This is a genomic window from Zhouia spongiae, assembly GCF_022760175.1.
Lineage (GTDB): Bacteria > Bacteroidota > Bacteroidia > Flavobacteriales > Flavobacteriaceae > Zhouia > Zhouia spongiae.
Genome location: NZ_CP094326.1, coordinates 1,641,495 through 1,665,231, shown reverse-complemented (window position 1 = coordinate 1,665,231; position 23,737 = coordinate 1,641,495). Strand labels below are relative to the sequence as shown.

Annotated in this window: 20 protein-coding genes; 8 read left to right on the top strand and 12 right to left on the bottom strand. The window is 41.3% G+C overall.

Translation table 11 applies throughout. The features are described from left to right. Window positions 1-29 precede the first annotated feature (29 nt). Genes MQE36_RS07235 through MQE36_RS07220 form a run of 4 tightly spaced genes read left to right on the top strand, consistent with a single transcriptional unit; the run spans window position 30 to window position 8,255 of the window. On the top strand, window positions 30-3,020 hold the full coding sequence (locus MQE36_RS07235; protein ID WP_242938496.1) for a SusC/RagA family TonB-linked outer membrane protein: 2,991 nt from the start codon (window positions 30-32) through the stop codon (window positions 3,018-3,020). 18 nt (window positions 3,021-3,038) lie between these two features. Next, window positions 3,039-4,607, top strand: a complete 1,569-nt coding sequence (locus tag MQE36_RS07230) for a RagB/SusD family nutrient uptake outer membrane protein (RefSeq protein ID WP_242938495.1) — start codon at window positions 3,039-3,041, stop codon at window positions 4,605-4,607. Window positions 4,608-4,617: 10 nt separating this feature from the next. Further along, on the top strand, window positions 4,618-5,934 hold the full coding sequence (locus tag MQE36_RS07225; protein WP_242938494.1) for a SusE domain-containing protein: 1,317 nt from the start codon (window positions 4,618-4,620) through the stop codon (window positions 5,932-5,934). 17 nt (window positions 5,935-5,951) lie between these two features. Next, window positions 5,952-8,255, top strand: coding sequence for an alpha-amylase (locus tag MQE36_RS07220; RefSeq protein WP_242938493.1), 2,304 nt, complete (start codon window positions 5,952-5,954; stop codon window positions 8,253-8,255). Window positions 8,256-8,311: 56 nt separating this feature from the next. Here MQE36_RS07220 and MQE36_RS07215 read toward each other — a convergent pair whose 3' ends face one another. Next, on the bottom strand, window positions 8,312-9,328 hold the full coding sequence (locus tag MQE36_RS07215; RefSeq protein WP_242938492.1) for a LacI family DNA-binding transcriptional regulator: 1,017 nt from the start codon (window positions 9,326-9,328) through the stop codon (window positions 8,312-8,314). 203 nt (window positions 9,329-9,531) lie between these two features. On the opposite strand from MQE36_RS07215, the gene MQE36_RS07210 reads away from it, so the two are divergent. Further along, a complete protein-coding gene (locus tag MQE36_RS07210) occupies window positions 9,532-10,728 on the top strand; it encodes a Pycsar system effector family protein (protein WP_242938491.1) in 1,197 nt (398 codons plus the stop codon). Here MQE36_RS07210 and MQE36_RS07205 read toward each other — a convergent pair. After that, the gene (locus tag MQE36_RS07205; RefSeq protein WP_242938490.1) at window positions 10,725-13,091 is read right to left on the bottom strand and encodes a GAF domain-containing protein; all 2,367 of its coding nucleotides are present in this window, start codon (window positions 13,089-13,091) and stop codon (window positions 10,725-10,727) included. The genes MQE36_RS07210 and MQE36_RS07205 overlap by 4 nt on opposite strands. A gap of 115 nt (window positions 13,092-13,206) precedes the next feature. Between MQE36_RS07205 and MQE36_RS07200 the strand changes: the two genes are divergently transcribed. Then, window positions 13,207-13,983, top strand: coding sequence for a DUF3050 domain-containing protein (locus tag MQE36_RS07200; protein ID WP_242938489.1), 777 nt, complete (start codon window positions 13,207-13,209; stop codon window positions 13,981-13,983). A 58-nt stretch (window positions 13,984-14,041) separates the two neighbouring features. Next, a complete protein-coding gene (locus MQE36_RS07195) occupies window positions 14,042-14,947 on the top strand; it encodes a metallophosphoesterase (protein WP_242938488.1) in 906 nt (301 codons plus the stop codon). Here the strand turns inward: MQE36_RS07195 and MQE36_RS07190 are convergent. The 8 genes from MQE36_RS07190 to trmB form a co-directional block, all read right to left on the bottom strand. Next, window positions 14,944-15,273, bottom strand: a complete 330-nt coding sequence (locus MQE36_RS07190; RefSeq protein WP_242938487.1) for a 2Fe-2S iron-sulfur cluster-binding protein — start codon at window positions 15,271-15,273, stop codon at window positions 14,944-14,946. The genes MQE36_RS07195 and MQE36_RS07190 overlap by 4 nt on opposite strands. Window positions 15,274-15,350: 77 nt before the next feature. Further along, window positions 15,351-16,403, bottom strand: a complete 1,053-nt coding sequence (locus MQE36_RS07185) for an NAD(P)/FAD-dependent oxidoreductase (RefSeq protein ID WP_242938486.1) — start codon at window positions 16,401-16,403, stop codon at window positions 15,351-15,353. 84 nt (window positions 16,404-16,487) lie between these two features. Then, window positions 16,488-16,724, bottom strand: coding sequence for a NifU family protein (locus MQE36_RS07180; protein WP_242938485.1), 237 nt, complete (start codon window positions 16,722-16,724; stop codon window positions 16,488-16,490). A gap of 2 nt (window positions 16,725-16,726) precedes the next feature. After that, window positions 16,727-17,866, bottom strand: coding sequence for an Mrp/NBP35 family ATP-binding protein (locus MQE36_RS07175; protein WP_242938484.1), 1,140 nt, complete (start codon window positions 17,864-17,866; stop codon window positions 16,727-16,729). Between the two features lie 405 nt (window positions 17,867-18,271). Further along, window positions 18,272-19,003 carry a hypothetical protein gene (locus MQE36_RS07170; protein ID WP_242938483.1) on the bottom strand — a complete coding sequence of 244 codons (732 nt, stop codon included), beginning with the start codon at window positions 19,001-19,003 and terminating at the stop codon, window positions 18,272-18,274. Between the two features lie 93 nt (window positions 19,004-19,096). Beyond that, window positions 19,097-19,429 (bottom strand): MGMT family protein, encoded by a 333-nt coding sequence (locus MQE36_RS07165; RefSeq protein WP_242938482.1) that lies wholly within the window; start codon window positions 19,427-19,429, stop codon window positions 19,097-19,099. Then, complete coding sequence (locus MQE36_RS07160) at window positions 19,419-20,051, bottom strand: LysE family transporter (RefSeq protein WP_242938481.1); 633 nt, start codon at window positions 20,049-20,051, stop codon at window positions 19,419-19,421. Before MQE36_RS07160 ends, MQE36_RS07165 begins: the two co-directional genes overlap by 11 nt. Next, window positions 20,052-20,726 carry a tRNA (guanosine(46)-N7)-methyltransferase TrmB gene (gene trmB / locus MQE36_RS07155; RefSeq protein WP_242938480.1) on the bottom strand — a complete coding sequence of 225 codons (675 nt, stop codon included), beginning with the start codon at window positions 20,724-20,726 and terminating at the stop codon, window positions 20,052-20,054. It abuts the gene before it with no gap. A gap of 152 nt (window positions 20,727-20,878) precedes the next feature. Here trmB and MQE36_RS07150 point away from each other — a divergent pair, with 152 nt between their 5' ends. Beyond that, window positions 20,879-21,940: a glycosyltransferase gene (locus MQE36_RS07150; protein ID WP_242938479.1), complete on the top strand. Its 1,062-nt coding sequence runs from the start codon at window positions 20,879-20,881 to the stop codon at window positions 21,938-21,940. On the opposite strand, the gene MQE36_RS07145 is transcribed toward MQE36_RS07150, so the two are convergent. Together MQE36_RS07145 and MQE36_RS07140 are read right to left on the bottom strand one after the other, a co-directional pair. Next, window positions 21,914-22,957, bottom strand: coding sequence for a sensor histidine kinase (locus tag MQE36_RS07145; RefSeq protein ID WP_242938478.1), 1,044 nt, complete (start codon window positions 22,955-22,957; stop codon window positions 21,914-21,916). The genes MQE36_RS07150 and MQE36_RS07145 overlap by 27 nt on opposite strands. Beyond that, window positions 22,958-23,644, bottom strand: coding sequence for a response regulator transcription factor (locus tag MQE36_RS07140; protein ID WP_242938477.1), 687 nt, complete (start codon window positions 23,642-23,644; stop codon window positions 22,958-22,960). Window positions 23,645-23,737 lie beyond the last annotated feature (93 nt).

Below are 23,737 nucleotides of genomic sequence, written 5' to 3'. Positions count from 1 at the left end.
CTAAGTTTAACAAACTATCTAAACTATCTATGAGAACATTTCAAAAATATGTCTTACTCATGTTGCTTATGGCTCCTTTGGGTGCCTTTGCCCAACAACTGGTAAGCGGTGTGGTTACCGAAGCTTCCTCAGGGCTTCCTTTACCGGGAGTGAATGTGATTGTGAAAGGGACCACAACCGGGACTACAACAGATTTTGATGGGAAATATGAAATTGAGGCAGAAAACGGAAGTATCCTTCAGTTTTCTTATATAGGATTTCAAACGATTGAAAAACCGGTAACCGGCACAACCATGAACATTGTCCTGATTGAAGACACTCAGCAATTAGACGAAGTTGTGGTTATCGGATATGGGACAACCACCAAGAAAGATGCTACAGGTGCCGTTGAAGTCTTACGGGCAGATGAACTGAACAAAGGAGCCATAGTTTCCGCAGACCAGATGATTAACGGAAAGTCTACCGGGGTCCGCATTGTAAATGAAGGAGGGCAACCTGATTCAAATCCAAATATCAGGATCAGGGGTGGTGCATCCCTGAGTGCTAACAACAGCCCCTTGATCGTTATAGACGGAATCCCCTTGTCAAACATCAATCCGGCAGGACAATCAAATCCGCTGGCACTTATTAATCCCAACGACATTGAATCATTCTCTATCCTAAAAGACGCTTCGTCAACAGCTATTTACGGTTCAAGAGCATCGAACGGGGTCATTATCATCACAACAAAATCAGGAACAAAAGGAGGACCAAAATTCAACTTTTCATCAAATGTCCAGGTAGGGACACTTCCTGAAAAGATCGATGTCTTCAACTCAAAAGAATATGTCTCTTTTATAAACAATACGTTCCCGGACAGTTCGAGCCTTCTCGGGCTTAATGGTACCATCTATAATACCGACTGGCAGGAAGAGATATACAGGACTTCTTTCAGTGTTGACAATAATTTCAGTGCCCGCGCCAACCTGTTCGGCAAGATTCCTTTCAGGGCATCTTTCGGATATTCGGGGATAGACGGTATTTTAAAAGAGTCGCATCTCGACAGGTATTCTGCATCTCTGAACATCGCTCCTGAATTTTTCGATAACCATTTAAAGGTAACCATTAATGCAAAGGGAGTCGCCACCGAAAAAGATCAGCCGGACGAAGGCGCTATTGGTAGTGCTTTAGAGCTGAATCCTACCTTGCCGGTTTACGATCCGAACGGAGGGAAATTCAACGGTTATTACCAGCTTAGCGATCCACAGGGATTGGTAGGACCTTCAAACGCTCTTGCCCTACTGAAACAAAGAGAAAGAAATGAAGATGCTGACCGCTTTTTAGGAAATATCGAATTTAATTATAAAATGCACTGGTTGCCGGAATTAAGAGCCGTTTTAAACCTGGGACTAGACTATTCTGAATCGACTATTAACGAATACTTCCTTGAAAAAGCAGTCGCTTCCTACTCCGTTTTTGACGGCATGGAAATTTTCAACAACCTCATCTCCAGCTACGATGAAGAACAAACAAAAAAAGACCAGACCTTAGATGCTTACCTTTCATATACCAAATTTCCGGAAGGCTTCATTACTAAAATAGATGCCCAGGCAGGTTACTCATATCAGAACTTTCAATCTGACGGGGTTAAATTCCCTACACAGATCAGCCCGGTTAACGGTTTTAGAGAGCCTGCTGAGATCATTGAATATTTTAATGAACTAAACCTCCAGTCGTTCTTCGGCCGTGCAAATATCGACCTTAATGACAAATACTTGTTTACAGCTTCATTACGGGTTGACGGGTCTTCTTTATTCAGTAAAAATAATCGTTGGGGCTATTTCCCTGCCTTTGCCTTTGCATGGAAACTCAACGAAGAGGATTTCCTCAAAGACCTATCCTGGGTCAATACCCTTAAAACACGTGTAGGATGGGGACTGACAGGACAACAGGATATCACCGGCGTTGCGGGATACTATCCGTATACAGCCCTTTACGTCGATGGCGACCCTACTGTAAGTTACATTTTCGGAAACACTCCTTATACTACCTACAGAGCTAATGTTTTTAACCCGGAGCTCACCTGGGAAAAAACAAAAACCATAAACTTCGGGATCGACTACGAACTTTTAGATGGTTTGTTAAGCGGTACCATCGATTACTACAACAGAAAAACGGAAGACCTGTTGGCCGAAGTACCACAACCCGAAGGTGCCCTGAAAAACAGGTTTGTGAGCAACGTTGGAAACACGAGCAGTGAAGGGGTAGAATTGGCCCTGCAACTAACTCCTGTTAAAACAGGAGAATTCACCTTTGATATTTCCGGTAATATTGCCTTTAACGAAACCTATGTGACAGACCTTAAAAACATCACCCAATATTCAAGCGGCGGAGGTATCGGCCGCGGAACAGGAGTCAACGTCCTGCAAACAGCTGTAGGACAAAGAGGCCGCTCTTTCTGGCTTTATGAACAGGTCTATGACATCAACGGGAATCCTATAGAAGATGCTTTTGTAGATCAGAATGGCGATGGTACAATCTCTGATTCCGACAGGATTTTTACCCCTGTAGACCCTAAATGGACCTATGGTTTCGGAACGAACCTCAACTATAAGAATTTCGATTTCAGTGCTAACTTCAGAGGACAGTTGGGAGGAAATATATACAATGCCAATTTGTTGAATCGCGGTTATGCCGATGTGGTTATTCCACGTAACGATGTAGGGTATATTAAAAATGCACTAAACCTATGGAATGGAAACACCTATAATGGTTTTGCCGAAATGCCCTCGGATCGGCAAGCTTTATCAGATTTTTATTTGTCTGATGCTTCATTCCTAAGACTGGACAACATTACCCTGGGATACAAAATCCCGCACCTGAACAAACAAAATATGACTTTAAGGCTATACACTTCTATCAATAATGTCCTTGTCATTACCGACTACGAAGGACTGGACCCTGAGAATTTTAGCGGGATTGAGCAATCGCCTTACGCAAGGCCACGAACTTTTACATTTGGTGTTAACCTGGATTTTTAACCGTATAAAACAAAGATCATGTTTAAAAAAATATTATTATTAATAACCCTGATAAGTGTGACTTTCTCTTGTACGAAAGATCTAGACACAGAACCCAGAGTTGAGCAAAGTCTCGAAAACCTACTGGAATCAGACCCTGATGCAGCTAAAGGAATTTTGGCCCGGTTATACGGCGGATTGGTTTTACACGGAACCGGAGTACCGGGATCCGACGATCAGCAAGCCGATATAGCAGGTGACGACCCAGGAGAAACAGTTTTCTTCAGAAGCATGTGGAACATGCAGGAACTCACCACCGACATTGTAAAAAACAGATGGGGCGACAGTGGTTTAGATCCGCTGACCACAGCTTCTAACTGGGAAGCGACAAACAAATTCTTCGGTTATATGTACAACCGTAGCTACTTTAACATTGCCCAGATAAACAACTTTATCCTTGATATACAAAAAGCCGACATTGAAAATTCAGAATTGATGGTGGCAGAAGCACGGTTTCTAAGAGCCCTCACCTATTATTATCTGATGGATCTATTTGGCGGAGTGGTATTGGTAACAGAAGCCGATGGCGTAACAGGTGTGCTGAAAGCCAAGGAAAGCAGAACAGCCATCTTTGATTATGTAGAAAGTGAATTGCTGGACATAGAAGATATTATTCCTGCCACGAATGAGTACGGTAGAGCCAATAAAGCTGCCGTTCAAATCCTTTTGGCTAAAATTTATTTGAATGCAACCGTATATTCGGGAGGAACCTACCAGCTATACGACCAGGCGTTGGCCTACAGCGAAAAAGTTATCGATCAGTCCCCTTTTAGCCTGGATCAAAACTACCAGGCAATCTTTCAGGGTGACAACTTCAAGTCTGCAGAGATCATTTTCCCACTGATAGGAGACAGAAGCAGTGTTCAGTCGTATGGAAATGCCACTTACCTCATCAACGGAAGTAATGGAGACACCACCATGCCTATAAACGACTTTGGAAACTCTGAAGGATGGTTCGGCCATCGCTGCACCAAAGCATTATATGGCTTATTTGACGACCTTGCCTCCACCGAAGACAGTCGTGCCCTTTTCTGGACCGAAGGTCATAATTACGAGATGAACGACTATAAAACCTGGGAAGACGGTTACCCCACCTTTAAATTCCAAAACAGGTATTCCGATGGCTCCGGAGGAGTAACAGTGTTTTCAGATACCGACATCCCTCTATTCCGGTTGGCCGATGCCTACTTAATGTACGCGGAAGCTCACCTGAGAGGTGGAGGCGGCTCTGCTGAAAAAGCACTTACTCTTATCAATGCATTAAGGGAAAGAGCTTACGGAAACATGAATGGCAATATAAATGCCGACAACCTTGATCTGGATTTTATTATCGACGAAAGGGCCAGGGAACTCTATTATGAAGGACACAGAAGACAAGACCTCATCCGTTTCAACAAGTTTACCGGAAACGCTTATACGTGGCCTTGGAAAGGTGGTATAAAAGACGGTACCACCATTCCTGATCATTACAACTTATTCCCTTTCCCATTGGAAGCCCTTCAGGCGAATCCGCTTCTTGAACAAAATGATCTTTATCCTTCAAATTAAACTTTGAAACATGAAAATAGTAAAACACATATTCGCAATGCTCTTCACTACAGCCTCATTACTCATGACCGGTTGTAGTGACGACGACTTTGTGGCAGTAAACCCGAATGCTTCCACAAGTCTCACCCTTTCCTCCACAGATGACATTGTACTTGTCAAAGATGAAGAAGGGGAAACTGCTTTGACCTTAAACTGGACAGCTCCTGATTTTGGATTTGATGCTGCTCCGACATTTCAGGTTCTTTTCGACCTGGAAGGAGGAGATTTTAGTACTGTCCAGCCTATCAATGCCGGAAACAATCTGGAAAAATCATTCCTTGTAGAAGAACTCAATAAAGCTGTAAATGATGCCGGTGCGTTAACGGGAATCACTAATAATGTTATTGTTAAAGTACAGGCACTCCTGGGAAAAGAAGCCGTGGCCGAATCAGGCACACAATCACTGGTTATAACCAGTTATGCCAACACACTCGACCTGTCATCGACATGGGGGTTGGTTGGTTCTGCCACGCCAAACGGATGGGACGGACCTGACGTACCTTTCTATAAAACTGCTGTCGGTAATGTATTTGTCGCCTATACTGAACTTACTGACGGAGAAATTAAAATACGTGAAAACAACGAGTGGACTATAAATTACGGAGCAGCCGGTAGTGGCGGAATGGAAGACGACCTGATTCAGGACGGTGCCAATATTGAAGTAACAGCCGGTATCTATAAAATTACGTTTGACCTCAACCTGCTTGCCTATAAAATAGAACCCTACATCTGGGGAATCGCAGGAAGCGCTACTCCAAATGCATGGGACGGACCGGATATGCAGATGGAATACGACCCCACTTCAGACCAATGGAGAGCTTTGGTGACTTTAGTTGAAGGAGAGATCAAATTCAGGCTAAATAATGATTGGGCAATCAATTATGGAGGCACAGGCGGAACCCTGGCGGAAGGAGGCGATAATATCGTCGTCAGTGCAGGAAATTACCTGGTTTCAGCAAACTTCGAAACCCTTGAATATACAATAGAACCTGTAGAACACTTATGGGGACTCGTAGGATCGGCTACACCAAATGCATGGGACGGCCCCGATCTGCCTTTCTCAATGGATTATGCGAATGAAGGCATATGGATATTGGAAAATGTAACATTGGCGAACGGCGAAATTAAATTCCGCTCTAATAATGATTGGGCATTGAACTATGGCGATGATGGCGTAGACGGTACGCTGGAACAAGATGGTACCAATATAGCAGTAACAGCCGGAACCTATACCATAAAACTGGATTTTTCTGTAGAGAGCAACCCCAGGTATACTATTTCTAACTAATACCATTGTAGAAAATTATGAGAACAATTTTAAGTATAACCAATATACAACGGACTATTGCCATTATACTCGGCACCGGGTTGCTATGGAGTTGTAGCAACGATGATTTTTCCCCAAGAAAAATTATAGAGCAACGGGAAGAAAGCGATCTCCCTACAGGAACAGCACAAACACGACAGGATCTCCTGACTCCGGGTGAAGGGGTTATGATGCAGGCTTTTTACTGGGATGTTACCGAAGGTGGTATCTGGTGGAATAATATTTCGTCTAAACTAGACGATTGGGCAGCCAATGGTATAGATGCCATCTGGATCCCGCCTGTCAGCAAAGGACAATCGGGAGGATTTTCTATGGGGTATGACCCTTATGATTACTTTGATTTTGGTGACTTTGAACAACACGGAACCATTGAAACACGTTTCGGAAACCGTTCAGAACTGGAAAACATGATTTCTAAAGCTCATGAGAATAATATTGCCGTTATCGCCGATATGGTTATCAACCATAATAGCGGAGGTGATATTGAATACAACCAATTCAGGCAACTGGAAACATATACTCTTTTCAGACCGGCCTCACAGAAATTCAACAGATCTCAATACGATTTTCATCCTAATGCCAATCACTTAAATGATGAAGGTAAATTCGGAGGGTTTCCCGATTTGGACCTAAAGAGTGAATATGTTCGGGACTGGATGTGGAAATCGGAAGAATCAGTTGCCGGTTATTATATGAATGTATTAAAAATAGACGGGTGGCGATTCGATTTTGTCAAAGGGTACAGCCCCGAAATTGTTAAAGACTGGGTAGCGGCCATTGGAGGGTTTGCCGTAGGAGAGAATTTTGACGGTAATCTTTCCGGGGTTGTTCAACCCTGGGTGGAAGCCTCCGGGGCAAACGCTTTCGATTTTCCAAATTTCTTCAATATGAAAGATGCTTTTAGCCAGGGCAACCTGACCCTCCTTAATAATCCCAGTTTATTTGCTTCCTTACCCGATAAGGCCGTAACCTTTGTCGGTAACCACGATACGGAAGCCAGAGGAGAGGGCAATGAGTTTCCGGATGCGTATGAATCCCATGCCTATGCATTTATTATGAGTGCACCGGGATACCCTACAGTATTCTATTCACATTATGAAGATAGCGGAGATGAGCAGAAGCAGAAAATACAACAGCTTATTCAGATCCGTAGTGAACTTGCAGCAGGAGATTGGTCTGTTGAATATTCCGATAATGACGAATTTATTGCAAAAAGATCGGGAGATGGTAACAAACCGGGACTGATGCTCTATATTAACACAAGTGATAGCGAAGCCTCCAAAGAGGTCCTGACACCCTGGATGTCTGCGAACATAAAAGACTATACCGAAAACATTTTCTTGTTCACAAACACAGATGCTTCCGGAACGGCTGTCATCAAGGCTCCCGCCAACGGATATGCAATATGGAGCTACACGACTGAAGAACAAAATCCGTTTCCGGAAGTTTTATACCTCCCCGGGAGTTATCAGGGATGGAATCCGGCAACCGCTACAATAATTCCTTCGGTCGAACTGCCGAACCTTCTGGGCACCTATATTGGCCATGTAACCCTAACCGGAACCAGTAATGAATTTAAAATAACCGATGCCCCGGACTGGGATAATGGAATATACGGAGATACAGGTGATGGCACAACATCTGGCATGATTTCCTCCCCGGGAGAGAACATCAGCCTCCCCGGCCCGCTAGACTATCAGATCAATATCGACTTGATCAATAACACATGGAGCGCATTTACATGGGCTATTATCGGCTCGTCGACCCCGAATGGATGGAACGATCCTGACACCGACATGACTTATGATTATGACAGAGGGGTTTGGACCATCACGGCCAACCTTACAGATGGTGAACTTAAATTCAGGGCCAACAATGAATGGACCGTAAACCTGGGCGATAATGAACCGGACGGTACATTAGAACAAGATGGAACCAACATCCAGGTAAATGAAGGAAGCTACGTAATAGACCTGAACCCGATTGCCGGAACCTATGCCCTGAACAACTGGGGAGTCATAGGCGCTGCTACACCGGGAGGATGGGATACAGACACCAATATGGTTTACGATACAAACTCGCAGACATGGTCGGTAACCCTCGATCTTGTTCCCGGCGAATTCAAATTCAGGTTTGCCGATGACTGGGCCGTAAATCTGGGCGATAATGAACAGGATGGCACATTAGAACAGGATGGGGCTAACCTCAACGTAGCAACAGCAGGCAACTATACAATCATACTGGATCTTTCCGATAATACATACTCGGTAACCTTAAATTAATAATATAGAAAGAGGGCTTTGAAAAGCCCTCTTTCTATATTATTTCCGTCATTATTCTATTTGGTCGACTCTCTGTGAATAAGTGTTGTTTTCAATACATTAGTATTGTATTTCAGTTCTCTTCCTTCATTCTCCAACCTGTCAATAAGCATCATAGCTGCCTGTTTACCTATATCTTCACCATGCTGGCTTACTGTTGTCAATGCAGGGCTGGCACATTGAGAAATAATCCCGTCTGTGAACCCGATTACCGAAAAATCTTCCGGGATACGCTTGCCCATCTTTTGAGCCGCTTTCATGGCTGTTACAGCAAAATATTCCGTAACTCCAAAAACCGCATCAAAATCATGCTTCTCAATGAACGTCTTTATTTCTTCCTGCCCCCCATTCAGTTCCTCCAGTTTCAATACATGCTCCGGATTTACCTCAAATCCGGCATTTGTTAAAGCCTGGATATACCCCTGGGCCCGGAGCCTTCCGACACTCAGATAATCAGGCATTGTAATCAATCCTATTTTCTTTGCTCCCTTCTCTATCAAATAGCTAACTGCATGATACGCTCCCTGCGTATCGTCTATGATAACCTTATCACAAGCCACATGCTCCGTAACACGGTCTACCATAACTATCGGCATCCCCTGATTGATCACCTCGTTAAGGTGATGAAAATCCTGCTTTTCCTGCGTTCCTTTAGATAGAGACAATATAAATCCGTCGATACTTCCGTTTGCAAGCATTTGTGCCGTTATAACCTCTTTCTCAAAAGACTCATCCGACAGACACACCACAACATTATATCCTTTTCCCGTTGCATACCTTTCTACCCCATTTATTATTGAAGAAAAAAAATGATGCACAATTTCCGGAACTATAATGCCAATATTCTTGGTTTTTTGGTTCTTAAGACTAAGCGCTATATTATTCGGCTTATAATTATGCTCCTTGGCAAATGCTTTAATTACCTCCTTAGTCTTATCACTAATCTCCGGACTATCACTCAACGCCTTCGATACTGTAGATATAGATACATTTAATCTCTTGGAGATTTCCTTTAAGGTAATACGCTGTTTCATTTTTATCAATTATTTACAAAACATACAAATTTATAATAAAGTATACATATTGAACATAGCATCCCACCTGATTATTTATATTTAAAAAGCTTTACAATCAAACCCTTTACTGGCGTTAAATTCAAATGGGTTAAAACTGAAGCAACGGCATCAAGTAATTTTCAATAAAAAGATTAACTTTAGATACTAAATTTATAATAAATATGGCTACTATCCTTGAAAAGGCAAAGGAATACGTTCTTAACAGCTTAAACCGGGATCTCCCTCACGGATACCTGTATCATAATTACAATCATACGCAGAGGGTGGTGAAACATGTACACGAACTGATAGAAGCAAATGCCATTACCCCTGAAAATGCCGAGATACTGGAATTAGCAGCCTGGTTTCACGACATAGGATATATAAAAACCCGGAAGGAACATGAAAAAGAAGGAGCACTGATCGCTGAAGATTTTTTAAAAAGACAAGACTATCCGGAAGAAAAGATACAAACAGTAAAAAATTGTATTCTGGCTACCGCATTTAATGCTGTTCCTGAAACAGCACTTGAAAAGATCCTGGCCGATGCTGATTTTTCACATTTTGCCTCCGCGAATTATGACGAAATATCAGACTTGCTCCGCGAAGAATTAAGGCTTTTAAACCTTAAAGAATATTCAGATGAAGAATGGCTCGAAGAAAATATAAAAATGTTTAACGAGCATCATAAATTCCACACCAACTATGCCATTGAAATGTGGCAGCCCCAAAAAAACAAAAACCTGCTGAAGCTTATAAAAAGTCAGAGAAAGCTCATCGACAAGGTCAAGGCAGAAAGATCAAAGGCCCTCGAAAAAAATCAGAAAAAGCAAAAAAACCAGGTTCCGGAACGTGGCGTGGAAACGATGTTCAGGGTGGCTATGAGAAATCATATCAACCTGAGCAGTATCGCCGATACCAAGGCAAATATCTTGCTGTCTGTAAACGCCATCATTATTTCATTGGCACTTTCAAACCTAATCCCAAAATTAGACAATCCTTCAAATGCATACCTTATTTATCCCACGATCATATTTGTATGTTTTAGTGTCATCTCCATGGTGCTGTCTATACTTGCCACAAGGCCGCAAATAACAAGCGGAGAGTTCACCAAACAAGATGTTATTGACAGAAAGGTCAATCTGTTGTTCTTTGGCAATTTTTATAAAATGGAACTCGATGAATACCAATGGGGCATCAATGAAGTAATGAACGATAAAGATTACCTGTACAACAGCCTTAGCAAAGATTTATACTTTTTAGGCAAAGTATTAGAACGTAAATACAGAATCCTCAGGGTCACTTATGGCATTTTCATGATCGGGATCATCATTTCTGTCCTGGCCTTTGGTATTTCGTTTAAAACGGCCGGATTTTAATTTTTTAACGCTTGTATTAAATCGTCGTAGGTATATAGTGCCTTATCACTGTCTTTCCTTCTGTAAAGGACTTCCACTTTAATTGCCTTTAACCCGCTTACACCCTGAAGTCCTTCAAGCTCAACCACCTCAACTTGTTGAGATAAAAAATGTTTCGACTGTAAAAACTTAATATACCTCATATATTCTCTTTCGTCCTTCTTCTGAGAATAAACTATAGCTATCTTACCCTTTTCAGTAAGCCGCTTCTTCGTATCTTTAACATAAGCCTTATCCAATCGTTTTTTCAAAATCTCATATCTGGCATTATAAGTACCGTCAACATCAAACTGCTTCTCGTCCATTCTAAAACGGATCGACAGTGGCGCATTATACACCAGTAACAATGAAGCTACATCTAACCGGACAGGCAATTCAGGCAGAAGATTGTAATGTGCATTCTCCATTTCACACATCACCTGCAACTGCCACAACCTGAGATTGTAAAGGTACAGTTCATTGAAACTTTCTTCTCTCGTAATCGATTCACCAATGTACATATTATGTTCTACCCCATCTGTCTTATACCTTTCAAAATAATGAGGATACATTTTTTGCGCATTTTTTTGTTGCTTATCGATAATAGAGGCTAGCCTCTTGTTTATTTTAGTAACCGTAATATCGTAATTTTTCCTATGGTCGTATATGGCTCCCGTCTTTTCATCAATCTGGAAGAAATAACTCGAAATCTGATCTGCCAGTTCACCGCCCTTTGCCTCCATATGCCTTATAAAGGGATGGAGCTCTTCGTGAAGCAGGTCTAAAATGTTTTGCTCGGTATCTGTATGTAAAGTATTGTTCAGACTTAATAAGTAAGGCCGGATTCTGAACAATAGTTCTTCATAAATAGGCAAAGGGTTTATTTTAAAAGCTGCCTGAAAAATTTGTTCCACCAGCGATAGTTGAATCATCAGGTCTTTGCGGATGGACTCATTTCTGGCTTTCGAAGAATCTTTAATATCAATCTGCCCGTACAACGGATACACATCATTAAATACAATTTCCTGAAAACTGGTCTGATTTCCAATCGAACTGTCTTTCAAGAACCTTTTGGCCTCCTGTTCAAAACGCCAGTATACACTATCGTGAATAGAAGTACACTCATGCTGAATAATAGCTTCTATCTTATTGTGATATTCTTCCTTAGACCTTACCGTAGCGGCCACCAGATAAGGCATTACGTCTTTAAGCTTGTTAGCATTAATGCTATTGAGCTCTCTTTTTCGTTTCGATACCAGCTCCAAAACACCTAACAACTCATTATTATCGACAATGGGCGCTAAAATAGCACTTTTTATCCCTTGTTCTTTCAATATCTTAAACTCCGGTTCTTCAGGAGCCAACACATAATGTTTATCTACATCGGAAATTGCAAAACATTCGTGGTTTAAAATCAGCTTATCGTATGAACACTTACAAAGACTTGTTTTGCATTGTTCGCTCAGTTTATCCTTGAGTAAAAAACTGGGGATGTTTTCACCGAAGTCCCGTTCAAACTGATTCGATTCCTTATCATATCGGATAAAACCTGCTTTTAAATCGTGAATATTAAAGATTGCCTGAAAAATCTCTTCGAATTTATCGATAAAAAAATCGCCATCAATCCTTTGTGATAACAAGCCTGTTTTTAATTCTGATATCGAATTCTCCAGCGTTACATCAAACATATTGGCGATAATAAACCCCTTTGCCTGCCAGCTATTGGGAGGAAAATGTTTTTTCCAGAGGTCTATATTGTCAAAACTATCGAGAAGCTCAGCTATATCTTCATCGGAAATTTCCCTGGAGGTGTCAGTAGATGCCAGTTCCATAAAATCTGCATTATACATAACCCTGTAATTTTTAACCATTCCATTGGCATCCGGAATATCGAAAAAGAGCGGACTTTTAAACTGCAGGTCTATACCATACTGATCAGCCAATATATAACTACAAGCCAATATATACATATCTTCCATTCGCGTACTCCGGAGTTCAAAATTAAAATCCTTGCCGGCCTCTGCCATTATTTTTTTAAATCGGGAAGAAGAATGAAATACGACATTATCAAAAGGAACTGTAGCTATTTTTATCTCATTATCTTCAAGTATCGGTGTAAATGAATCCTGAAGGATGAGCTCGATTTCGTGCTTGTATTTCTTCAGCAAAGATAAATCCGTAAAACCGGCCCTTAACTCCGGGCAGCCTTTCTGAACTTCAAGGATCTTTTTTGCACGGTCGGCAAGCAACAGATCATTTCCCCTGGCATTCACCTCATATTTTTCAAGGAGTTTATTAAAACTAAGTTCCATGCTGAATGGAAGCTCCTGATTAAACAAATCCATCTTTATCTATTTGAATTACAATAAATTTACCAAATTTTCATTTCATTGGTCGCTCTTCTTCAATAAAACTTGCAGCATAATCATACCGCTACTATTTTTGTGCAAATTTTTAGGTATGATCAACAAGGTTTTCGAGACAATTAAAGAAGAACGCGATTTATTACTAAATCACCCACTGTACAAAGATATTAAAACCCCCGATGATTTAAAGGTTTTTCTGCAACACCATGTTTTTGCCGTATGGGATTTTATGAGCCTGCTAAAAGCCCTCCAGAATACCCTGACATGCACTACAAGTCCGTGGTTACCCGTAGGCAGTCCTCAAACCAGGTACTTGATCAATGAAATTGTACTTGCCGAAGAAACCGACATAAATGCAAAAGGCATCAGGCAAAGCCATTTTGAGATGTATTTAGATGCAATGAAGTCTTGCGGAGCCTCCATCCGCGAAATAAACAACCTTCTATATGAGTTGTCCGGAAACACAGCCATTTTTAATGCCATCAGAGCTGTGTCTCTTCCCGAAAGCATCAAAGAATTCTTAACGTTTACATTCGAAGTGATCGAAGAGGGCAAGCCACATAAAATAGCCGCAGCCTTTACTTTTGGAAGGGAAGAACTTATCCCCGACATGTTTACGTCTATCCTTAAGAACATGGAACGGAACTTTCCCGAAACAGACCTGTCTGAACTCATTTATTATTTTGAAAGACATATAGAACTGGATGGTGACGAGCACGGGCCTATGGCGATGAAAATGGTTGAAGAATTGTGTGATACCGAAGAAAAATACCTCGAATGTATTTCTACTGCAAAACAGGCACTTCAAAAAAGAATCATTCTATGGAATGGTATCTCCGAAGAAATTCGTAACGAAACAATCGCGTCTTAAATGAGATATTTAAATTGAAAATCATATTTTTAAAACGATTTTCAATTGACACCTCTTCATGGCAACAAAACACAGGCTCACCAAAGCTTTCTTAGATGCTAAGAAAATAAGCTTCAACGATCAATCGAAATTTATCCTTTTTAGTGATTGCCATAGAGGGGATAATAGCTATGCAGACGATTTTGCGAACAACCGGAACATATACTTTCATGCACTAAACCACTACTATAAAAACCATTTCAGCTATATCGAATTGGGCGACGGTGATGAACTATGGGAAAACCTTACTTTCGAATCTATCTTCAAGTCGCATAAGAATATCTACCTGCTCCTGAAAAAATTCCACGATGCCGGTCGGTTGCACATGATCTATGGCAATCATGATATGGCGTATAAAGATTCTGAAAATGTAACCAAGAACTACCATCATTATTTCGATCCCGTATCGGCATCTGAAATTCCGCTGATGCCGGGCATCAAGTTTCATGAAAGTTTGATTTTAGAGCACGAAACGAGTAAACAAAAAATATTCCTGATCCACGGACATCAGGCAGACTGGTGGAACTTTAGCTTTTGGCGGTTCAGCAGGTTCATGGTACGGATTCTCTGGAAACCCCTACAGGTTATCGGTATTGCCGATCCTACCAGCCCTGCAAAAAACTACAAAGAACTGATTAAAATAGAACGACGGATAAAGAAGTGGATCCTGGAAAACAACAAACTGCTCACTATAGCCGGGCATACCCACAGGCCACGATTTCCCGAACCGGGACAGATCCCGTTCTTTAACGACGGGAGTTGTGTCCACCCGCGGAGCATTACCGGACTCGAAATAGAAAACGGCACCATTACCCTTATAAAGTGGTATACCGATATTACCGAAGAAGGTTATTTAAGAATCGTAAAAACGGTTCTTGAAGGCCCCCAGCGACTACGCGATTACCTAATAAAAAACGAAACCTAACTTTCGGGAGCGAGTTCAATTTCCAATCCTTCCAAATCGTCTGTCAGTTGGATCTGGCAACCCAACCGACTGTTGTCTTTCACATAAAAAGCCTCTGCTAACATGGCGTCCTCATCCGGGGTCATTTCAGGTAATGTATGATCCGACTTCACATAACACTGGCAGGAAGCACACATGGCCATACCACCGCAAATGCCAATAGTTCCCTCGGGAGCCAGCTCGTATGCTTTTACTAATTCCATGACATTCATTGCCATATCGGTAGGCGCCTGCACCTCATGTACAACACCTTCCCTGTCTGTAATTTTTATAGTAATATCCGACATCGAATCAAATTTGGATGCAAAAGTAGTAAAACAAAACAAATAGCCTACCAAACAAGTAGACTATTTGTTTTAATAATTTATTCTATAGCTTTAACGACTGCTTTAGGAGCTTCTTTTCTGGTACCGTCAAATCCATCAATTCCACTAACAGTAGTGTATTTCATCACATATTTCTTATCAGGGAATATACGCTGATATGCACTCTGGCACATTAGGGTCGCCTCGTGAAAGCCACATAATATCAGTTTTAACTTGCCCGGATAAGTATTCACATCACCGATGGCGTAGATACCCGGTACATTTGTCTGATAGTCTAACGTATTATCAACTTTAATCGCATTTTTTTCGATTTCAAGTCCCCAACCGGCAATAGGCCCTAGCTTAGGAGCCAATCCGAATAGCGGGATAAAATGATCGGTCTCCAGACGAATTCGCTCACCTTCCTTCTCTGCTATAACTGCTTCCAGTTTACCATTGCCTTCCAGTTCGGTTATCTCGGCCGGAGTCAACAGGTTTATTTTACCCAGCTTCTTTAATTCCTGTACCTTTTCTACAGAATCAAGCGCTCCTCTGAATTCATTTCTTCTATGTACCAGTGTTACCTCGGAAGCTACCTCGGAAAGGAATATACTCCAGTCAAGAGCAGAATCTCCTCCACCGGCAATAACCACACATTTATCCCTGTATAATTCAGGATCCCTGATAATGTATTCAACCCCTTTATCTTCATAGCCCGCTAAATTCTCTATAAGCGGCTTTCGCGGCTCAAAACTACCCAAGCCTCCGGCTATAGCCACCACAGGCGCATGATGTTTTGTACCCTTATTTGTTGTGACGATAAATGAACCGTCGTCAAGCTTTTCTATAGTATCAGCGCGTTCGCCCAATGTGAAACCAGGTTCAAAAGGGGTTATTTGCTTCATCAGATTATCCACAAGGTCTCCCGCCAATACCTCAGGAAAACCGGGAATATCATAAATAGGCTTTTTGGGATAAATCTCAGCACACTGCCCACCAGGTTGCGGCAAAGCATCTATTAAGTGACATTTTAATTTTAACAAACCGGCTTCAAACACTGTAAAAAGTCCAGTCGGTCCGGCTCCGATAATCAATATATCTGTTTTGATCATTATATCAACGATTTTTAGAGGCAATGAAACCTTTAAAGATCATTACCTGTATGTAGTAGTATCTATTTCTAAACAGACTTCAGCCTAAGCTATGTTTTCTACCGTTTCAATTTGAGGCACGTATTTCTTGATGGTTGTCTCAACCCCGGCTTTCAACGTCATCTGGTTTACATGACAACCAACACATGCACCTTCAAGACGGACTCTTACCAATGTCTCATCGACAGAAACCAATGAAATGTCTCCTCCGTCACTTTTTAAAAAGGGACGGATCTCTTCCAATGCTTTCTCTACGTTTAACTTAATTTCATCTAAAGTCATAATTACTTCTTTTTTACAGCCGAACAACCTGCCATTGTTGTTATTTTAATAGCTTCGGTTGGTGGCAAACTATCGTTTCGGCTTACCACTTCTTGTATAACTTGTTTTGTTAACTCCTCAAAAGACTCTTCAAGAGGAGTTGCCGTCTGCAATGCGGCAGGTCTTCCTGCATCACCTGCTTCACGAATACTCTGCACCAACGGGATTTCTCCAAGGAATGGCACTTTTAAATCCTCGGCCAGGTTCTTCGCACCTTCTTTTCCAAAGATATAATATTTATTATCAGGCATCTCTTCAGGAGTAAAATATGCCATATTTTCTATAATCCCCAGCACAGGCACACTAATGCTTTCCTGCTGGAACATAGCAACTCCCTTACGGGCATCAGCCAGCGCCACGTTTTGAGGGGTACTAACCACAACCGCACCGGTAATTGGTAATGCCTGCATGATGCTTAAATGGATATCGCCCGTTCCCGGAGGCAGGTCGATCAACAGAAAATCGAGTTCCCCCCAATCGGCATCAAATATCATTTGGTTCAACGCTTTGGCAGCCATTGGCCCCCGCCAGATTACAGCCTGGTTAGGCTGCGTAAAGAAACCTATGGAAAGGATCTTGACACCGTAATTTTCAATCGGTTTCATTTTAGACTTTCCGCCTACATGAACAGCCAGTGGCCGGGCTCCCTCCACATCGTACATTAACGGAATGGACGGCCCGTATACATCAGCGTCCAACACCCCTACACGAAAACCCATTTTAGCCATCGTAGCTGCCAGGTTGGCCGTAACGGTAGATTTACCAACACCTCCTTTTCCGGAAGCAACCGCTACAATATTCTTAATCCCCGGAATCGGTTTTCCTTTTATTTGATTTCCCTGTGGCTTCTCCGGAGCATCAACCTTAATATTAACTTTCACTTTGGCTTTTTGATAAACCTTATCGTGAATGGTTTTCAATATCTCTACTTCGGTTTTCTTTTTAGCCTGAAGGCTTGGATTTTTTATGGTGATATCCACTACCACCTCATCTCCGAAAGTCATCACATTTGTAACTGCACCACTCTCTATCATGTTCTGCCCTTCACCGGGTGCCGAAATACTTTCCAGAGCTTCTAAAATATCCTTCCTGTTTAATTTCACACGTTTAAATTTTAATAATTACCTAACTATAAGTGTTTTACAAAATAGAGAACGTATGCAATCACTCCGTTCTCACATTAAGAATTTTAAACGTTCCCTTTAATCAAGTATTTTTAAAACTCTTAATATTCGTTCCATATAGCTATTTAAAATGAAGGCTTGTCCCTCTAATTAAATTGATTCTAAATTGCAAAGATAGTAGTTAGCTTTTAGATAATAAAGCGCTTAGATCGAAAACAGCAATCTATAAATAAAAGGAATTTATAGGACAACCCACTATAAGAGCAAACTTCCTCAAGCAAACTCACGGAGCTTCGAACCGTAAACCTATACAACTGTATTTAGATATACGGGGCAATTCAATATTACCAACAATCAAAAGCCCCTAATTCCTTTTTTCCTTTATCAATCTTCACTTTTTATTTCATCTGTCTTCTTTTCGTCTGCGTCCCTTCCGAAGAGGAAGCGAATTCCAAAACTAACCGTAACAGGGAATGTCCGTGCATTTTTCCGATTATCCGCTTCTTCAAAATTTGGTCGCAAAGGATAGCTCGAAGTAATATCAAACATCACAGAACGTGTTCCTACGGACAATAGCATCCCGGGCTCTATCAACATATAGTCTGACGATATCTGCTGTCTGCTCTCATCCTGATACTCCCCGTCATACATAAAATAGGAAGCTTTCAAAATTCCTGCGATATCCCCTTTTAACTTACCTGTAATCGTCCCTCCGGTGATTCCGCCGTTAAACTGTATAAAAGGTTTCTTGAAATCACCGCGGTATAATTTGGTAGTCTGTCCTTCATCCGAATATTCATAGGTAGTTCCAAACCCCATTCCTCCGGCCAGAAAAACACCTCCGGGGTCTGCCTCTGTATAATAACCTATCCCCACTTCTCCTTCCTTACTTCGATATTCATAAGGTGAAGCATGGTACATTCCAATAAAACCGATATTTTCCGATAAAGCCAAAGCACCTTTCAAAGAGAGGCCCGAACTACCGATACTTCCGGAGAACTGACTTTCCCCTTTATTTTTAAACAGGACTGCATTTGGTGTAGGGCTATAGTATTTATACGAGCCACATGAAGATACGGCAATAGCCACTGCCAAGATATAAAGCAAGTTTTTCATAAATAATATTTGGTGGTTGGTCAAAACTGTTTTTCACTTTCAATACAGACACATCTTCCTTTTGGTTATTCATTTCGTCTTGATCTTAACAATTCAAGGAAGCTCCTTTGCAGGGTCCCAAAAATAATTATCAAAATCCAGCACCTGATTATCTCTCACCCGGACTCCCTCACTTTCTAAAAGCTGTTGCATTAAATTGGTTCCCTGAAAATGGTGTTTCCCGGTAAGCATTCCCTTCCTGTTTACAACCCGATGTGCCGGTATGTCTTCCTTTAAACCGCTCCCGTTCATCGCCCAGCCCACCATTCGTGCACTTCGGGCCGCTCCAAGGTATCTGGCTATGGCACCATAACTGGTTACCCGACCATAAGGAATCTGCCGTGCCACCTCATATACCCGTTCGAAAAAATTCTCATTATTCGCCATAAAATATCCGGATGAAGGTTATAATCACCAAAATCAGCATTAAAACAGATAAAACATAATCTGAATACCGTGAAAAGCGATCACTCTTGGCCTGTAACTTATCAAAATAAACCACATACATATAGAGCATCGCAAATGTCCCGGAACCGGCAGCTATAATAAACACCAAAACATCCCACACCTCAAACTTGATCCATCCTGATACTTTCCAGGCCGCATTCAAACCACAGAAATAAGGAATTGGCAATAAATTTACCAATGCCAACAGCATCCCTTTTAAAAAGCTACCTCTTTTACTGACATCTACTTCTTTGATCTTTTTCTCCTTCTTTTTTCGGGCAACAATAAAAAAATAGACAGTAAAAAAACCAAATACCACCAGGGCTATCTTAAGCAGTATATCAATAATAAACGGGTTATTATACAGATATTTTGAAATCAGTACAGCCACATAAGCCTGTGCCACCACTGTCGCCGATGCTCCGGATGCAAATAGAATACCATTAACCTTCCCTTTCGTTAAACTTACTTTAGCTGCAGTCATGTTAATCAATCCCGGAGGAACAACCCCCATAAGGGCTGCAGAAAAGGTGGCAAAAAAAAGAATGGCCAAGTGCTCCATCTATTTTATCTTGAATTTTATATATGTAATCGGTTTCTGCTGCTCAAGATACTGCTTTTCGTAAAAAGTTTGAATAGAAGTTACTTCCTCGGGACTTCCTTCATTTTTATAAACATTATGATTTGCATACAAAACTTCGTGCCCTTCTCCATGTAGCAACCCCAAAGTATACCCATGCATGAACTCACTGTCCGTCTTTAAATGCATAACACCATCAGGCTTAAGGATGCGCTTATACAACTGAAGGAAGTTACTGTTGGTCATCCTGTGTTTAGTACGTTTGTATTTAATCTGAGGATCAGGAAAAGTAATCCATATTTCAGCAACTTCATCAGCTTCAAATATCTTTTCCAAAAGCTCAATCTGGGTTCTTAGAAAACCTACATTGGTAATACGTTCTTCTACCGCCGTCTTAGCTCCTCTCCAGATGCGGGCTCCCTTTATATCGATCCCTATAAAGTTTTTCTCCGGGAATTTCCGTCCCAGGCCAACACTATATTCCCCTTTTCCACAACCGAGCTCAAGCACGATAGGATGGTCGTTCTTAAAAAATTCTTCATTCCACTTCCCTTTTAGCTTAAAAGAATCATTTACAACCTCTTCTCTGGTAGGCTGCACCATATTCGGGAATGTTTCATTCTCCCTAAAGCGTTTCAATTTGTTTTTGCTTCCCACTGTTTAACTCATTTCTTTACATCCTCAGACGAGGATTCATTGAACTACTACCTGTCTCCGGGCTCTGTAAATGAAGCGCCGGTTTCAATTATTTAATATTTTGACAAAATTAGCGAAATATCTAAGAGATAAAAATGTAGTTTCTTTGCCCTATGACAAAACAGAAAAGGATCCTGATCGCTCCTTTAAATTGGGGATTAGGCCATGCCACACGATGCATCCCCATAATCAGGGCATTAAAAGAGCATCAATACACTCCTGTTATCGCTTCAGACGGGGTTGCTCTTGAACTTTTAAAAAAAGAATTCCCCACATTAAAAACGGTACAACTTCCTTCTTACCAGATTCAATATGCCGTTAAGGGAAAAAATTTCAAACTGAAAATGATCTGGGATTCCCCGAAGATCATAAAAGCAGTCACTGAAGAGAAAAAACAACTCAACAAAATTATTGATGAATATAACATAGACGGCATTATTTCCGATAACAGAATGGGCATCTACAGCAGTAAGGTTCCTTCTGTATTTATAACGCATCAATTAAATGTACTGACCGGAAACACCACCTGGCTAAGCTCTAGAATGCACCAGCAGATCATAAAGAAATTCGATGAATGCTGGGTGCCGGACGTGGAAGAAAAGCCTAATCTAACAGGAAAACTCGGTCATTTAAAAAACTCTACCCTCAATATAAAATACCTCGGTCCCTTAAGCCGGCTTGAGAAAAAAGAACAGAAAACAGTATACGACCTGATGGTTATTATCTCAGGTCCGGAACCGCAACGTACCATGCTCGAAAACCTGCTTACCAAGGAGGTCGATAACTTTGAAGGCAATGTATTGTTTGTAAAGGGAAAAATTGAAAAAGAACAGACCATCGAACGGCAGGGACATGTCACCTTCTTTAATTTTATGAATTCTGCCGAACTGGAAGCCGCATTTAACCAGAGCAGAACCGTACTATCCAGGTCTGGCTACACCACCGTTATGGACCTGGCAAAACTAGAAAAGAAAGCCTTTTTTATTCCAACCCCCGGACAATATGAACAAAAATATCTTGCCAAAAGACTGGATAAACACGGTATTGTTCCGTATGCGAGGCAAGAAGAGTTCAGGATTGAAGATCTGAAAAAGATCGATGAATATACGGGCTTAACAGATTTTAAAACAGCTATTGATTACGCCGGTCTATTTCGTCTTTTCGAGAGTAAATGAAAACTCTGAACCCATACCGTATACACTCTCTACGTAGATTTTTTCGTTATGGGCTTCAATAATATGCTTGACAATAGAAAGCCCTAAACCTGATCCGCCTTCTTTTCGGCTTCCGCTTTTGTCTATCCTGTAAAAACGCTCAAAAATGCGGGCTATATTCTGCTTTTCAATACCTTCCCCATTGTCAGTAACCCTGACAATCACCTTGTTTTTAATAAGATTCTCTATACTTATCTCCGTAGTTCCGTCTTCCCTCCCGTATTTAATGGAGTTCACTACCAGATTGGCTACTACCTGCTGGATCCGTTCTTTATCGGCATGTACCACTATCGGTTCATCGTAAGGCATATCAAACGTAAGGGTTATGTTCTTTTTGGCGGCTTTCATTTCGAACATTTCGAACACACTACGGACCAACTCCACAATATCAAAATCTTCATATTCCAGATGCAGGTCGCCTACCTCTAGTTTAGTGATCATATCCAGGTCTTTAACGATATAGATCAGCCGCTCCACCCCTTTATTTGCACGTTGAAGATACTTCTTATGCACCTTTTTATCGTCTATAGCGCCATCCAATAAGGTCTCTATATACCCCTGCACCGTAAAGAGCGGGGTTTTTAACTCATGAGAAACGTTCCCCAGGAATTCTTTCCGGTAGTTTTCCCGCACCTTCAACGTCTCTATTTCAAATTTTTTGTCTTTAGCGAACTTTTCGATCTCCTGGGTCAAGGTCCGCATATCCGTCGTTACCGCCTGGTTCTGGAAAGAGCTCGATTCGAGCAGGGAAACATCATCGTATATTCTTTTTACCCTCCTGTAGATAAACTTCTCTACCCTATACTGCAGGATAAAGAAGCAGACAGTAAATAACGACAATGCAAATATGATAAGAATCAAAGGGTTCAGTTCGTAAAAGTAATAAAGGCTTACACCCACTACCGTCGAAACTATAAGGGTAATGTAAGTAGAAGAACGCAACGCAAACCTGTATGACTTCCTGAGCTTTATTGCCATTTATAACACAAACTTATACCCGACTCCTTTTACCGTTTTAAAATGATCGTCGCCAATCTTTTCACGAAGCTTCCTGATATGAACATCTATGGTTCTTCCGCCTACAACAACTTCATTACCCCAAACCTTATCCAGGATCTCTTCTCTTTTAAAAACCTTTCCCGGTCTGGATGCCAACAGAGAAAGCAATTCAAATTCTTTTCTCGGCAAGATAATCTCGTCTTCGTTCTGAATAATTTTATATTCATCCCTGTCAATGGTAATATTTCCTACTTTTACAACCTTATCTGTAGTCTCGGCACCTTCTTTCAGTCTTCTCAATAATGCCTTCACCTTACTTACCAGCACCTTCGGCTTAATCGGCTTGGTAATATAGTCATCGGCACCGGCATCAAATCCAGCCACCTGAGAATAATCTTCCCCTCTGGCCGTCAGGAAGGTAATGATTGTTTCCTGTAGGTCAGGCATTTTCCTGATTTGCTCACAAGCTTCAATACCGTCCATTTCAGGCATCATTACATCCAGGATAATAAGATGAGGCTGTTCCTTTTTTGCCTTCGCAACACCCTCCGACCCGTTTTTTGCGGTAATAACCTGGTAACCCTCATTCGATAAATTATACCCCACTATTTCAAGGATATCCGGTTCATCGTCGACCAGAAGAATTTTAATGTCTCTTTTTTTCATTTCTTAAAGTTTGTTCAAACAACTTATTAAAAATCAATATATAACAACTCAAAAAAGGCGTTGTCGCTTTGATTTTCGAGCTCAAAAGTAAAG